This window comes from Psychrobacter immobilis (genome assembly GCF_904846175.1).
Lineage (GTDB): Bacteria > Pseudomonadota > Gammaproteobacteria > Pseudomonadales > Moraxellaceae > Psychrobacter > Psychrobacter immobilis_E.
Genome location: NZ_CAJGZM010000007.1, coordinates 87420 through 99128, shown reverse-complemented (window position 1 = coordinate 99128; position 11709 = coordinate 87420). Strand labels below are relative to the sequence as shown.

At 43.7% G+C, this 11709-nt stretch carries 23 protein-coding genes and 1 pseudogene; all 24 read right to left on the bottom strand.

Translation table 11 applies throughout. The features are described from left to right. Window positions 1-61: 61 nt before the first annotated feature. The 24 genes and pseudogenes from rpsD to rplD all read right to left on the bottom strand — a co-directional run bounded on the left by rpsD (window position 62) and on the right by rplD (window position 11701). A complete protein-coding gene (gene rpsD, locus JMW39_RS10195) occupies window positions 62-703 on the bottom strand; it encodes a 30S ribosomal protein S4 (protein WP_011279807.1) in 642 nt (213 codons plus the stop codon). 48 nt (window positions 704-751) lie between these two features. After that, window positions 752-1141, bottom strand: a complete 390-nt coding sequence (gene rpsK, locus JMW39_RS10190; protein WP_010196728.1) for a 30S ribosomal protein S11 — start codon at window positions 1139-1141, stop codon at window positions 752-754. 20 nt (window positions 1142-1161) lie between these two features. Beyond that, window positions 1162-1518: a 30S ribosomal protein S13 gene (rpsM, locus tag JMW39_RS10185; protein ID WP_149490921.1), complete on the bottom strand. Its 357-nt coding sequence runs from the start codon at window positions 1516-1518 to the stop codon at window positions 1162-1164. A gap of 256 nt (window positions 1519-1774) precedes the next feature. After that, window positions 1775-1891, bottom strand: coding sequence for a 50S ribosomal protein L36 (rpmJ, locus tag JMW39_RS10180; RefSeq protein WP_010196721.1), 117 nt, complete (start codon window positions 1889-1891; stop codon window positions 1775-1777). 32 nt (window positions 1892-1923) lie between these two features. Next, window positions 1924-3255, bottom strand: coding sequence for a preprotein translocase subunit SecY (gene secY / locus JMW39_RS10175; RefSeq protein ID WP_201546396.1), 1332 nt, complete (start codon window positions 3253-3255; stop codon window positions 1924-1926). A 19-nt stretch (window positions 3256-3274) separates the two neighbouring features. Continuing rightward, complete coding sequence (gene rplO, locus JMW39_RS10170; protein WP_201546365.1) at window positions 3275-3715, bottom strand: 50S ribosomal protein L15; 441 nt, start codon at window positions 3713-3715, stop codon at window positions 3275-3277. Next, window positions 3715-3894, bottom strand: coding sequence for a 50S ribosomal protein L30 (gene rpmD / locus JMW39_RS10165; protein WP_201540379.1), 180 nt, complete (start codon window positions 3892-3894; stop codon window positions 3715-3717). Before rpmD ends, rplO begins: the two co-directional genes overlap by 1 nt. Before the next feature lie 20 nt (window positions 3895-3914). Then, window positions 3915-4430 (bottom strand): 30S ribosomal protein S5, encoded by a 516-nt coding sequence (gene rpsE / locus JMW39_RS10160; protein WP_201546364.1) that lies wholly within the window; start codon window positions 4428-4430, stop codon window positions 3915-3917. A 2-nt stretch (window positions 4431-4432) separates the two neighbouring features. Then, window positions 4433-4783, bottom strand: a complete 351-nt coding sequence (gene rplR, locus JMW39_RS10155) for a 50S ribosomal protein L18 (protein ID WP_201546363.1) — start codon at window positions 4781-4783, stop codon at window positions 4433-4435. Window positions 4784-4794: 11 nt separating this feature from the next. After that, window positions 4795-5328: a 50S ribosomal protein L6 gene (gene rplF / locus JMW39_RS10150; protein ID WP_201546362.1), complete on the bottom strand. Its 534-nt coding sequence runs from the start codon at window positions 5326-5328 to the stop codon at window positions 4795-4797. Between the two features lie 175 nt (window positions 5329-5503). Beyond that, window positions 5504-5902 carry a 30S ribosomal protein S8 gene (gene rpsH, locus JMW39_RS10145; RefSeq protein ID WP_201546361.1) on the bottom strand — a complete coding sequence of 133 codons (399 nt, stop codon included), beginning with the start codon at window positions 5900-5902 and terminating at the stop codon, window positions 5504-5506. Window positions 5903-5913: 11 nt separating this feature from the next. Beyond that, window positions 5914-6219, bottom strand: coding sequence for a 30S ribosomal protein S14 (gene rpsN / locus JMW39_RS10140; protein ID WP_011279798.1), 306 nt, complete (start codon window positions 6217-6219; stop codon window positions 5914-5916). Window positions 6220-6231: 12 nt separating this feature from the next. Continuing rightward, window positions 6232-6768 (bottom strand): 50S ribosomal protein L5, encoded by a 537-nt coding sequence (rplE, locus tag JMW39_RS10135; protein WP_201546360.1) that lies wholly within the window; start codon window positions 6766-6768, stop codon window positions 6232-6234. A gap of 21 nt (window positions 6769-6789) precedes the next feature. Continuing rightward, window positions 6790-7107 (bottom strand): 50S ribosomal protein L24, encoded by a 318-nt coding sequence (gene rplX, locus JMW39_RS10130; RefSeq protein ID WP_010196703.1) that lies wholly within the window; start codon window positions 7105-7107, stop codon window positions 6790-6792. 8 nt (window positions 7108-7115) lie between these two features. Further along, window positions 7116-7484 (bottom strand): 50S ribosomal protein L14, encoded by a 369-nt coding sequence (rplN, locus tag JMW39_RS10125; protein ID WP_010196702.1) that lies wholly within the window; start codon window positions 7482-7484, stop codon window positions 7116-7118. A 182-nt stretch (window positions 7485-7666) separates the two neighbouring features. Beyond that, complete coding sequence (rpsQ, locus tag JMW39_RS10120; protein ID WP_201546359.1) at window positions 7667-7942, bottom strand: 30S ribosomal protein S17; 276 nt, start codon at window positions 7940-7942, stop codon at window positions 7667-7669. Then, entirely contained in the window at window positions 7939-8136 is a 198-nt protein-coding gene (rpmC, locus tag JMW39_RS10115) for a 50S ribosomal protein L29 (protein WP_011279794.1), read from the bottom strand. The genes rpsQ and rpmC overlap by 4 nt, the downstream gene beginning before the upstream one ends. Further along, window positions 8136-8549: a 50S ribosomal protein L16 gene (gene rplP, locus JMW39_RS10110; protein ID WP_201546358.1), complete on the bottom strand. Its 414-nt coding sequence runs from the start codon at window positions 8547-8549 to the stop codon at window positions 8136-8138. The genes rpmC and rplP overlap by 1 nt, the downstream gene beginning before the upstream one ends. Then, a pseudogene (rpsC, locus tag JMW39_RS10105) lies at window positions 8489-9281 on the bottom strand (30S ribosomal protein S3). Before rpsC ends, rplP begins: the two are co-directional and overlap by 61 nt. Window positions 9282-9284: 3 nt before the next feature. After that, complete coding sequence (gene rplV / locus JMW39_RS10100) at window positions 9285-9614, bottom strand: 50S ribosomal protein L22 (RefSeq protein WP_068408473.1); 330 nt, start codon at window positions 9612-9614, stop codon at window positions 9285-9287. Window positions 9615-9624: 10 nt separating this feature from the next. Beyond that, entirely contained in the window at window positions 9625-9900 is a 276-nt protein-coding gene (gene rpsS / locus JMW39_RS10095) for a 30S ribosomal protein S19 (RefSeq protein ID WP_021813372.1), read from the bottom strand. A gap of 12 nt (window positions 9901-9912) precedes the next feature. Further along, window positions 9913-10740: a 50S ribosomal protein L2 gene (rplB, locus tag JMW39_RS10090; protein WP_201546356.1), complete on the bottom strand. Its 828-nt coding sequence runs from the start codon at window positions 10738-10740 to the stop codon at window positions 9913-9915. An 11-nt stretch (window positions 10741-10751) separates the two neighbouring features. Then, window positions 10752-11102 carry a 50S ribosomal protein L23 gene (gene rplW, locus JMW39_RS10085; protein WP_183621135.1) on the bottom strand — a complete coding sequence of 117 codons (351 nt, stop codon included), beginning with the start codon at window positions 11100-11102 and terminating at the stop codon, window positions 10752-10754. Beyond that, on the bottom strand, window positions 11099-11701 hold the full coding sequence (rplD, locus tag JMW39_RS10080; protein WP_201546355.1) for a 50S ribosomal protein L4: 603 nt from the start codon (window positions 11699-11701) through the stop codon (window positions 11099-11101). The genes rplW and rplD overlap by 4 nt, the downstream gene beginning before the upstream one ends. Window positions 11702-11709 lie beyond the last annotated feature (8 nt).

Below are 11709 nucleotides of genomic sequence, written 5' to 3'. Positions count from 1 at the left end.
AACTGGTTTAATTAACGTCAATTGCTCAATGCTATTTTCATAACATCGAGCATCACGTTACTTACTTAGAGTATAGCTCAACGATCAAGCTTTCGTTGATTTCAGCAGGTAGATCAATACGATCAGGCGCTTTTTTAAACGTGCCCTGTAGTTTGCTGTGGTCAACGTCTAGCCATTCTGGAATACCACGTTGTGTCGCTAATTCGATAGCGTTTTTAATACGTAGTTGTTCGCGAGACTTCTCTTGGATAGCGATGACATCACCATCTTGCAACTGAATTGATGGAATGTTCACACGAACAAACTCATCACGGCCAGCTTTTTTTACCATCACAGTGCGATGGCTAACTAGCTGACGTGCTTCAGCGCGAGTTGAGCCGAAGCCCATGCGGTATACTACGTTATCAAGACGACTCTCAAGCATTGCTAACAAGTTTTCACCAGTAGCGCCACGCTTACGAGCAGCTTCTTTGTAGTAGTTTGCAAACTGACGCTCTAATACACCATAGATACGCTTAACTTTTTGTTTTTCACGTAACTGTAGAGAGTATTCTGAACTTTTATTACGGCTAACACCATGTTGACCAGGTGGACGAGCCGATTTTTTCGTTTTTACGTCGTATGGTTTAACACCAGACTTAAGGCCTAAGTCTGTACCTTCACGACGTGATAATTTGAGTTTTGGTCCAATATAACGGGCCATTGTTATGTCTCCTATAAGCTCTTATGATAAAAAGCTTCGTCTTTAATATTAGACGCGGCGCTTTTTCGGCGCACGGCAACCATTGTGTGGGATTGGGGTTACATCAGAGATGCTGTTGACTTTATAACCCAATGCACCTAGTGCTCTTACCGCAGACTCACGACCCGGTCCTGGTCCTTTGACCAAAACGTCGATATTCTTAACACCGTATTCTTGAGCCGCTTTACCAGCGACTTCAGCTGCAACCTGAGCTGCAAATGGTGTAGATTTACGTGAACCACGGAAGCCTTGTCCACCTGAAGTGGCCCAAGCCAATGCATTACCCTGACGATCGGTAATCGTAACAATGGTGTTATTAAAAGACGCATGGATATGGGCAATGCCCTCCGATACTGAACGACGAGCCACCTTTTTGCGACTGCGAGTGTCTTTTGCCATCTTTTAGCTTCCTAAGTTAATTATCTTTTGAGAGGGCGTGTCGGACCCTTACGAGTACGAGCGTTGTTCTTGGTATTCTGACCGCGAACTGGTAAGTTACGACGATGGCGGATGCCACGGTAACAACCAAGATCAACCAAGCGCTTGATGTTCATTGACACTTCACGACGAAGATCACCTTCAGTCATGTATTCTGCAACTTGTGCACGGATAGCATCTAACTGTGTATCATCTAACTGACTGACTTTAGTAGTAGGGGCAATGCCAACTGCTTCTAAGATTTTCTGAGCAGTGGTACGACCTACACCAAAGATGTAAGTTAGTGAAATAACAGCATGCTTATTATCCGGAATGTTTACGCCGGCAATACGAGCCATTGATTTCTCTCCATTAAAGAAAAACAAGCTTTATCTATCGATAAGGCATTACTTTTCAGATTTGTTGCTGTCAATACTAAAGCTTTTATAATTATAATCACTGCTTCGAGTTGGTAAACCAACCTATTCATTGAACATGTTATAAAAGGTTTTGCATAAACTACGGCAAGTGGCGGATGATATCCCATCCGCCGTCATTTTTCAAGTATTAATTTAGTAAATAGTACAAGCTTAGCGCATTGTTCTATTAAAAATATTAACCTTGACGTTGCTTGTGGCGAGGTTCTGCGGTACAAATAATATGTACACGGCCTTTACGGCGCACAACTTTACAGCTACCACAAATCTTCTTAACTGATGCTTGAACTTTCATAGCATACTCCTTTGAAATATCGTACCGCTCATTTAAGGTTGAGTGGGCGATTGAATTAACGTCTGATCATGATATTGATGGGTCATCAAATGCGCTTGGATTTGCGAGATGAAGTCCATTACCACAACCACCATAATCAGTAGCGACGTACCACCAAGTTGAAACGGTACACCAAACGATGACTGGACGACCATTGGCATTAAACAAATAACCGTCATATACATCGCGCCAATAAAGGTCAGTCGGTTTAATACATGATCGAGGTAACGCTGAGTTTGTTGTCCGGGGCGAATACCTGGGATATACGCACCACTACGTTTAAGGTTTTCTGCAACTTCACGCGGACTAAATACCAGTGCCGTATAGAAATAACAGAAGAAAATAATCATTGCGCCAAACAGAACCAAATATAGAGGCTGCCCTGGGGACAACACCAATGCCATATTTTGCAATATCTTTTGCGTAAAGGTAGGATCAGCCGATTGACCAACCCACTGCCCTAAACTTGCTGGAAACAACAATAACGAGCTGGCAAAAATGGCTGGGATAACCCCTGCCATGTTCAGCTTCAACGGCAAATGTGACTGCTGCTGAGCATATATCTTGCGACCTTGCTGTTGTTTCTGTGCATAGTTCACTGGCACACGGCGCTGAGCACGTTCAATATAAACGATACCTGCAGTCACTGCAATGCCTAGCAATACAAAGATAAAGAGTACAATCAAGTTCATCTGCCCTTGATTGACCTGTTCGATAGACTGCGAAATCATACCTGGCGTACCAGCCACAATACTCGCAAAAATGAGCATTGAGATACCATTACCTACGCCGCGCTCTGTAATCTGCTCACCAAGCCACATTAAGAACATAGCGCCAGCTACCAATGAAGTAACCGCTGGAATATAAAAGGTCAGACCAGAAGATAAGGTAAGGTTTTGACTGATTAAACCAGCACACATCCCTAATGACTGTACTAGGGCTAACGCAAGCGTACCTTGACGGGTATACTTGTTTAGCTTACGTCGTCCCGCCTCACCCTCTTTTTTGAGGGCTTCTAGCGATGGCAATACCGCAGACATCATCTGTACAATAATCGATGCTGAGATATATGGCATGATACCAAGTGCCATAATGGACATACGTTCTAGTGCACCACCTGAAAACATGTTAAACATGCTCAAAATGGTATTTTCGTTGCGCGAAAACAGATCAGCCAAGTTAACCGGGTTGATACCCGGTACTGGAATATGCGACCCAAAACGATAAACAATCAATGCGCCGATTAAGAATAATAAACGCGACCAAAGCTCATCATACTTACGTATAAAGGCAAATGGATTGAGCGGTATACCAGACGATGACATTGATTGCTTTGACACGTTACTACTCCTCGATGCTACCACCAGCAGCTTCGATTGCTAGCTTGGCGCCTTTAGTCACTTTGATACCTTTGAAAGTATAAGCTTTAGTGACTTCGCCTGACAACATAATACGAGCGCGCTTCATGTCGTGACGGATAAGGTTAGCAGCTTTTAATGTTTCAATGCTAACCACATCGCCTTCGATTTGGTTCAGTTCAGACAGACGAACTTCAGCAGTAGTCATCGCCATTTTACTGGTAAAACCAAATTTTGGTAGACGGCGATATAAAGGCATTTGACCACCTTCAAATCCTGAGCGAATGCTAGAACCTGAACGAGATTTCTGACCTTTTACACCACGACCACCGGTTTTGCCAAGGCCTGAACCGATACCGCGACCACGACGTTGGGCAGTTTTCTTTGCGCCAACACCTGGTGATAATTCATTTAATCTAAGTCCCATTACGCTTCCTCCACTTTTACCATGTAGTTAACGCGATTGACCATACCACGGTTTGAAGGAGTATCTTCTACTTCAACAGTATGATTAATACGGCGTAAACCCAATCCTTTCAAGCTCGCTTTGTGGCTCTTGAGGCGATGGGCACCCGATTTAAATTGAGTGACTTTCATTTTTTTCATCGTAACTCACCTAGTCTAAGTTAACCCAAGATTTCGTCTACAGATTTACCACGTTTCGCTGCCATCTTTTCTGGAGTTGACATATCACGTAAACCGTTGAACGTTGCACGTACAACGTTCGCAGTGTTGGTAGAACCATGAGATTTTGTTAAAACATCTTTAACACCCGCAACTTCTAATACTGCACGCATTGCGCCACCAGCGATTACGCCAGTACCTTCAGATGCAGGCTGCATATAGACTTTACTAGCACCATGACGTGCTTTGATCGGATGGAATAAAGTTGCACCATTAAGTTCAACAGTAATCATATTGCGTTTAGCAGCTTCTAGCGCTTTTTGGATAGCAGCTGGCACTTCACGTGCTTTACCACGACCAAAACCAACACGGCCATTGCCATCGCCCACTACTGTTAAAGCAGTGAAAGAAAAAATACGACCACCTTTAACAACTTTTGCAACGCGATCAACGGTAACTAAGCGTTCTACTAGACCGTCAGTCTGTTCATTTTTATCATTTTTATCATTTCTAGCCATGATTAAAACTCCAATCCGTTTTCGCGAGCCGCTTCAGCTAAAGCTTTTACTCGACCATGATATTTAAAACCACTACGGTCAAAGGCAACTTTAGTAATACCAGCTGCTTTTGCGCGTTCTGCGATTAATTGGCCTACAGACGTCGCTGCATCAGCGTTACCAGTCGCGCCTGAACGCAAGCTGCTGTCTAAGGTAGATGCCTGAGCAATCACTTCACCACCGTTCGGAGAGATAATCTGGGCATAAATATGTCTTGGCGTACGGTTAACCGTTAGACGATGAACGCCTAAGAAACGGATATGTGCGCGGGTTTTCTTTGCTCGACGTAGACGAGCTGCTTTTTTATCAAACATTTCAACTCACCTTATTTTTTCTTGGCTTCTTTGCGAATCACATGCTCGTCACTATAACGAATACCTTTACCTTTATAAGGCTCTGGTGGACGGAAAGCGCGGATATTAGCCGCTGCTTGACCAAGCTGCTGTTTATTGTTTGATTTCAAAACAATTTCAGTTTGCGTTGGGGTTTCAGCCGACACACCTTCAGGTAGCGTATATTCTACTGGATGTGAGTAACCAACGTTTAGCGTTACTTTATTACCAGTAGCTTGAGCACGATAACCAACACCAATTAGTTGAAGACGTCTTTCAAAGCCTTCATTCACGCCTGTAACATAGTTGTTAAGCAGAGCGCGCATGGTGCCAGTGTGCATCATGGCTTCTTTTGAATCGACTGTAGGTGAGAAAATGATTGCATCATCTTCCTGTTTCAGCTCGACCAATTCATGCAGGCGTAAAGACAAATTGCCGTTCTTGCCTTTAACTTCGACCTGCCGATCGTTCAAAGTAACACTTACGCCGCTAGGCAGTGCTACTGGGGCTTTAGCCACACGAGACATAGGAATATTCCTTAAAAAATTAACTTACTTCTATTAGCGAAAAAACTAACAGGCTAAAAAGCGTGTTAGTTTAGCATAATTGATGGCGTTAGACACCTATCAATTTGAAATAATTTATCATTACTCAATTGATAGCAGTCTAACAAGCATCAAATAGACTTTATCGTCGTGTAGCTTACGCTACAAATGCAACGATTTCACCACCAATACCAGCAGCGCGTGCAGCACGATCGCTCATGATACCTTGGCTGGTTGATACGATAGCAACACCCATACCTTGTTTAACAGTAGGGATAGCGTCTTTACCGCGATGCTGGCGTAAACCAGGACGGCTGAAACGTTGAATCGTTTCAATAACAGCTTTACCTTCGAAGTATTTTAATTCGATAGATAAAGTTGCTTTGTTGTTGTCTTCTTCAGTAACAACAGCATTAGCTACATAACCTTCGTTAACCAATAAGTCAGCGATAGATTTACGTAGTTTAGAGCTCGGCATTGCTACCGATACTTTGTTAGCCATTTGTGCGTTACGGATACGGGTTAGCATATCCCCAACGGTATCTTGCATACTCATATAGTTACTCCTTACCAGCTTGCTTTACGAACACCAGGCACATCGCCTTGCATGACACGCTCACGCAACATATTGCGTGATAAGCCAAACTTGCGGAAGTAACCGTGAGGACGACCTGTGATAGCACAACGATTGCGCAGACGTACTGGTGATGCGTTACGTGGTAAAGCTTGTAGCTCTAACATCGCTTCCATACGAGTTTCGTCACTTGCAGTCATATCACTGATAGTTTCTTTTAGCTTGATACGCTTGTCAGCATATTTAGCTACCATTTTCTCGCGCTTTAATTCGCGGTTAATCATGCTCTTCTTTGCCATAACGTCTTTACCTTATTTAAATGGGAAGCCGAATGCTTTAAGCAACGCACGACCTTCATCATCAGTAGCAGCTGACGTAGTGATGGTCACATCCATACCTCGGATACGATCAATCTTGTCGAAGTCTACTTCTGGGAATACGATTTGTTCTTTGATACCCAATGAGTAGTTACCACGACCGTCAAAGGCTTTAGATGAAAAACCACGGAAGTCACGAACACGAGGAATTGCAACGGCAATGAGACGATCTAAAAATTCGTACATTTGCTCACCGCGTAGCGTTACTTTGCAACCAATTGGCCATTCTTCACGAATCTTAAAGCCAGCAATTGATTTACGCGCTTTGGTGACTACAGGTTTTTGACCAGCGATAGCGGTCATGTCAGCTACTGCACCTTCAAGCAATTTCTTGTCTTGAGACGCGCCGCCTACACCCATATTAAGTGTGATTTTAGTGATTTTAGGCACTTGCATCACGTTATCTAAACCAAGCTCTTCTTTAATCTTTTGCTTGAGTTCTTCGTTATATAAAGCTTTTAATCTTGCCATTACCATTACACCCTTAGTGTCTTACGCAGTCGCCACTACTTCACCGTTCGAACGATAGACGCGTTGTTTATTGCCGTCTTCGCCGAACTGATAAGTAATACGGTCTGCTTTTTGGGTTTGCGCATTTAAAATTGCGACATTTGAGATGTGTAGAAAAGCTTCTTGCTTAAGAATGCCGCCTTCAACGCCAGTTGCCTGATTTGGCTTCTGATGTTTAGTGACAATGTTAATGCCTTCAACTTTAATACGATCATTTTTTACAGCTTGTACAGTACCTTGTTTGCCTTTATCTTTACCGGCAATCACGATAACTGTATCGCCTTTACGTAATTTTGACATGGATTACCTCACAATACTTCTGGTGCTAGTGATACAATTTTCATAAACTGATCACCACGTAGTTCACGAGTTACCGGTCCAAAAATACGAGTTGCAATCGGTGCTTTGTTTTGGTTCAACAATACCGCAGCATTGTCATCAAAACGTAATACCGAACCATCAGGGCGACGAACGCCTTTTTTGGTACGTACAACTACCGCATTCATCACGTCGCCTTTTTTAACACGACCGCGAGGAATGGCTTCTTTAACCGTTACTTTAATGATATCGCCGACCGATGCATAACGACGATGAGAGCCACCCAGTACTTTAATGCACTGAACTCGTCTTGCACCGCTATTGTCTGCAACTTCCAGCATTGACTCAACCTGAATCATAGCGTTAACTCCGCACGTATGAGCAATAAAAACCAGTTGCTGCCGCTAGCACAGTATGAGTAGACGGCATTTAATGTAAATAACCGCAGCTTACTCTTAATGTGAGTGATATACGCTCGGCGCAATCAGCATCCTTAAAAAGGCGGACATTTTAACAGCTTCTGGCTTTTAATGCAATTTACTTAGATTTTTTCTACTTTTTCAACCACTTCAACCAAAGTCCAAGACTTGGTTTTTGAGATTGGACGCGTTTCTTTGATACGGACAAGGTCGCCTTGTTGGCAAACGTTGTCTTCATCATGTGCTTTAATTTTGGTAGAACGACGAAGCTGTTTGCCATATAAAGGATGACGAACCAGACGCTCAATCAAAACCGTGATGGACTTGTCCATCTTGTCACTGACAACTCGTCCTGTCAGAACACTAGCATTGGTCGTTGCTTGATTGTTATCGCTCATGAGTCGCCTCGTTGTTTCTCGTTAATCAAAGTCTGAAGCTGAGCAATCGCACGACGATTGACACGTACTTCATGGGTATTCCCCAACTGACCGGTTGCTTTAGCCATACGAATACGGAAAGCATCAAGTTGCTTTTCATCAAGTAACTGAGTCAGTTCTTCTAATGATTTATCACGTAATTCACTGATCTTCATTACATTATCGTCCGCTTAACAATGGTAGTTTTAAAGGGCAGTTTTGCTGCTGCAAGCGTTAAGGCTTCGCGAGCAAGCTCTTCTGATACCCCTTCAAGTTCATATAGTATTTTACCAGGTTTGACTTCGCATACCCAATATTCTACAGGACCTTTACCTTTACCCATACGTACTTCTAATGGCTTGTTGGTAATTGGTTTGTCTGGGAATACACGAATCCAGATTTTACCGCCACGCTTAATTTTACGAGTGATGGTACGACGTGCTGCTTCAATTTGACGGGCAGTCATACGACCACGAGTCAAAGATTTTAGACCAATTTGTCCGAATGCAACGGTGCTTCCACGATGAGCTAGCCCAGTGTTACGACCTTTATGCATTTTACGAAACTTGGTACGTTTTGGCTGTAACATAGTTTAACCTCTGTCTGTGTTTCGACGGTTTCCGTTTCCACGACCACGGCGTTTTGGCGCACGAGTCTGCTCTTCTTTAACGGGGTTATAAACGCTGTTCATACCGTCAAGGATTTCGCCACGGAAGATCCAAACTTTTACACCGATAGTGCCATAAGTGGTTTCCGCACGTACTGACGAATAGTCAATATCGGCGCGTAGTGTATGCAGTGGCACACGACCTTCACGGTACCATTCAGTACGAGCAATCTCAGCACCGCCAAGACGGCCAGACAACTCAACTTTAATACCTTTAGCACCAGAGCGCATGCTGTTCTGTACCGCGCGCTTCATTGCACGGCGGAACATAACACGACGCTCAAGCTGACTTGCGATACCTTGTGCTACTAAATGAGCATCAAGATCAGGCGAGGTGATTTCTTCAATGTTGACCTGAGCAGGTACGCCCATAATTTTGGTCAATTCTTTTTGAAGTCTTTCAATATCTTCGCCTTTCTTACCGATAACAATACCAGGACGCGCAGTGGCGATGGTAATCTTAGCAGCACCAGTAGGACGCTCAATCATGATATTGCTAATCATAGCATTATCTAGTTTTTTGCGTAGATACTCGCGTACTTGGATGTCGTTGATCAGGTATTCTGAGTATTGTTTAGGGTTAGCATACCAGTTTGCGTTATGCTTTTTGACAACACCAAGACGAATTCCGATTGGATGTACTTTTTGTCCCATAACTTATTCTCCTACCTTTATAGTGATGTGACAAGTACGCTTACTGATACGATCAGCGCGACCTTTAGCACGTGGTAGGATACGTTTTAGCGTAATGCCTTCATCAACGTAGATAGTTGATACTTTAAGCGTATCAATATCTAAACCGTTGTTATGTTCGGCATTGGCGATGGCTGAGTCAAGACATTTCTTAACGAACACAGCGCCTTTTTTATTACTATACGTTAGGATATCCAAAGCACGCTCGATAGATTTGCCGCGAACTTCATCAGCAACGAGTCTAACTTTTTGTGCCGAAATGGCGGCACCGCGTAATTTTGCAGTTACTTCCATGGTAAGCACCTTATTTCTTAGCTTTTCTGTCAATGCCATGACCACGATACGTACGAGTCGGGGCAAATTCACCTAGTTTATGACCAACCATCTGTTCGCTCACAATAACCGGTACATGAGTACGGCCGTTGTGAACAGATAAAGTTAGGCCAACCATTTGTGGCAAAATCATCGAGCGGCGCGACCAAGTCTTAATTGGTTTGCGTGAGTTGGTGTCTAATGCATTCTCAACTTTAGCAAACAAGTGCGCGTCTATGAATGGACCTTTTTTCAATGAACGAGGCATGAAATTCTTCCTTTATTTCTTCTTGGCGCGGCGGCGGATGATCATACTGTCAGTACGCTTATTATGACGCGTTTTAAGTCCTTTAGACTTCTGACCCCAAGGGCTGGTTGGATGGCGACCTTTGTTACGACCTTCACCACCACCATGTGGGTGATCAACCGGGTTCATAGCAACACCGCGAACAGAAGGACGAACACCACGCCAACGTGAAGCACCGGCTTTACCAAGTGATTTCAAGTTGTTTTCAGTGTTAGAAACTTCGCCAATAACAGCACGGCAATTCACGTGTACACGGCGAGTTTCGCCAGAACGTAGACGTAGAATAGCATAAATACCGTCACGACCTAGTAATTGAACGCTGGCACCCGCAGAACGAGCAATCTGTGCACCTTTACCGATTTTAAGTTCGATATTGTGAATCACAGTACCCAATGGGATGTTTTTCAGCGGTAAACAGTTACCTGGACGGATTGGAGAGTTTTCGCCTGACATAACGGTATCGCCCACTGCTTGCTTTTTAGCAGCAATGATATAGCGACGTTCGCCGTCAGCGTACTTAAGTAAAGCAATGTGCGCAGTACGGTTAGGATCGTATTCAATACGCTCTACCGTTGCTGGGATATTGTCTTTAGTACGTTTAAAATCGATAATACGATAATGCTGCTTATGACCACCACCGATGTGACGAGTCGTGATGCGACCATTATTGTTACGACCACCAGTTTTACTTTTTGATTCGAGAAGCGCTGCAAAAGGACGACCTTTGTAAAGGTGTGGATGCACCACTTTTTCAACAAAACGACGGCCTGGTGATGTTGGCTTTGCTTTTACGATAGGCATGAGTGTAATCCTTATTCGTTGTTCGCTGTTTCACTAGTAGAAGCAGTCGTTTTTGCGACGTCTTCACCAGCATCAGCCATTTGTACATCTTGACCAGCTTTTAAGGTAACGTAGGCTTTTTTATAGTCATTACGACGGCCGATGTTCTTACCAAAACGCTTTGTCTTACCTTTAACATTCAATGTGTTTACTTTTAAAACTTCAACACCTTCGAACATCATCTCAACTGCTTTTTTGACTTCAAGCTTAGTAGCGTTAGAGTCAATTTTAAATACCTGCACACCAAGTGAATCGCCAAGCATTTGAGATTTCTCTGAGAATACAGGTCCTCTTAGGATCTGATAAAGTCTTGCGTTATTCATGCTAGTGCTTCCTCAAATTGTTTCGCAGCTTCAACTGACATGATTACTTTATCAAAAGCAATCAAGCTCACTGGGTCCACTTCGTTTGTACCAAGTACATTGACGTGTGGAATGTTGCGAGCCGCTAAGTATAAGTTTTCGTCAACTTCTTTGGTGACGATTAGTGCACGAGGTGCGCCTAAGTCATTTAACTTTGCAATCAGCTCTTTAGTCTTAGGGCCAGAAACACTTAGCTCTTCAACCAAAATTAGACGATCTTGACGAATCAATTCGGCTAGGATGCACTGCATCGCACCGCGATACATTTTACGGTTAACTTTCTGTGACCAATCTTGTGGCTTAGCCGCGAATGCACGACCGCCCCCACGCCAGATTGGGCTACGAATAGAACCTGCACGAGCGCGACCAGTACCTTTTTGGCGCCATGGCTTAATGCCACCACCAGAAACTTCGGCACGGGTCTTTTGAGCGCGTGTACCTTGGCGAGCACCAGCAAGATATGCGGTGACGACTTGATGCACTAATGCTTCGTTGAATTCACGACCGAAAGCCGTATCAGAAAGCTCAACTGCCGCCCCTGTAACTGTTTTTAAATCCACGTTAATCC

What these genes read in the sequence shown, in the direction of transcription:
- rpsD (WP_011279807.1), bottom strand. Translation starts at nt 703, where the DNA reads ATGGCCCGTTATATTGGACCAAAACTCAAATTATCACGTCGTGAAGGT.
- rpsK (WP_010196728.1), bottom strand. Translation starts at nt 1,141, where the DNA reads ATGGCAAAAGACACTCGCAGTCGCAAAAAGGTGGCTCGTCGTTCAGTA.
- rpsM (WP_149490921.1), bottom strand. Translation starts at nt 1,518, where the DNA reads ATGGCTCGTATTGCCGGCGTAAACATTCCGGATAATAAGCATGCTGTT.
- rpmJ (WP_010196721.1), bottom strand. Translation starts at nt 1,891, where the DNA reads ATGAAAGTTCAAGCATCAGTTAAGAAGATTTGTGGTAGCTGTAAAGTT.
- secY (WP_201546396.1), bottom strand. Translation starts at nt 3,255, where the DNA reads ATGTCATCGTCTGGTATACCGCTCAATCCATTTGCCTTTATACGTAAG.
- rplO (WP_201546365.1), bottom strand. Translation starts at nt 3,715, where the DNA reads ATGGGACTTAGATTAAATGAATTATCACCAGGTGTTGGCGCAAAGAAA.
- rpmD (WP_201540379.1), bottom strand. Translation starts at nt 3,894, where the DNA reads ATGAAAAAAATGAAAGTCACTCAATTTAAATCGGGTGCCCATCGCCTC.
- rpsE (WP_201546364.1), bottom strand. Translation starts at nt 4,430, where the DNA reads ATGGCTAGAAATGATAAAAATGATAAAAATGAACAGACTGACGGTCTA.
- rplR (WP_201546363.1), bottom strand. Translation starts at nt 4,783, where the DNA reads ATGTTTGATAAAAAAGCAGCTCGTCTACGTCGAGCAAAGAAAACCCGC.
- rplF (WP_201546362.1), bottom strand. Translation starts at nt 5,328, where the DNA reads ATGTCTCGTGTGGCTAAAGCCCCAGTAGCACTGCCTAGCGGCGTAAGT.
- rpsH (WP_201546361.1), bottom strand. Translation starts at nt 5,902, where the DNA reads ATGAGTATGCAAGATACCGTTGGGGATATGCTAACCCGTATCCGTAAC.
- rpsN (WP_011279798.1), bottom strand. Translation starts at nt 6,219, where the DNA reads ATGGCAAAGAAGAGCATGATTAACCGCGAATTAAAGCGCGAGAAAATG.
- rplE (WP_201546360.1), bottom strand. Translation starts at nt 6,768, where the DNA reads ATGGCAAGATTAAAAGCTTTATATAACGAAGAACTCAAGCAAAAGATT.
- rplX (WP_010196703.1), bottom strand. Translation starts at nt 7,107, where the DNA reads ATGTCAAAATTACGTAAAGGCGATACAGTTATCGTGATTGCCGGTAAA.
- rplN (WP_010196702.1), bottom strand. Translation starts at nt 7,484, where the DNA reads ATGATTCAGGTTGAGTCAATGCTGGAAGTTGCAGACAATAGCGGTGCA.
- rpsQ (WP_201546359.1), bottom strand. Translation starts at nt 7,942, where the DNA reads ATGAGCGATAACAATCAAGCAACGACCAATGCTAGTGTTCTGACAGGA.
- rpmC (WP_011279794.1), bottom strand. Translation starts at nt 8,136, where the DNA reads ATGAAGATCAGTGAATTACGTGATAAATCATTAGAAGAACTGACTCAG.
- rplP (WP_201546358.1), bottom strand. Translation starts at nt 8,549, where the DNA reads ATGTTACAGCCAAAACGTACCAAGTTTCGTAAAATGCATAAAGGTCGT.
- rplV (WP_068408473.1), bottom strand. Translation starts at nt 9,614, where the DNA reads ATGGAAGTAACTGCAAAATTACGCGGTGCCGCCATTTCGGCACAAAAA.
- rpsS (WP_021813372.1), bottom strand. Translation starts at nt 9,900, where the DNA reads ATGCCTCGTTCATTGAAAAAAGGTCCATTCATAGACGCGCACTTGTTT.
- rplB (WP_201546356.1), bottom strand. Translation starts at nt 10,740, where the DNA reads ATGCCTATCGTAAAAGCAAAGCCAACATCACCAGGCCGTCGTTTTGTT.
- rplW (WP_183621135.1), bottom strand. Translation starts at nt 11,102, where the DNA reads ATGAATAACGCAAGACTTTATCAGATCCTAAGAGGACCTGTATTCTCA.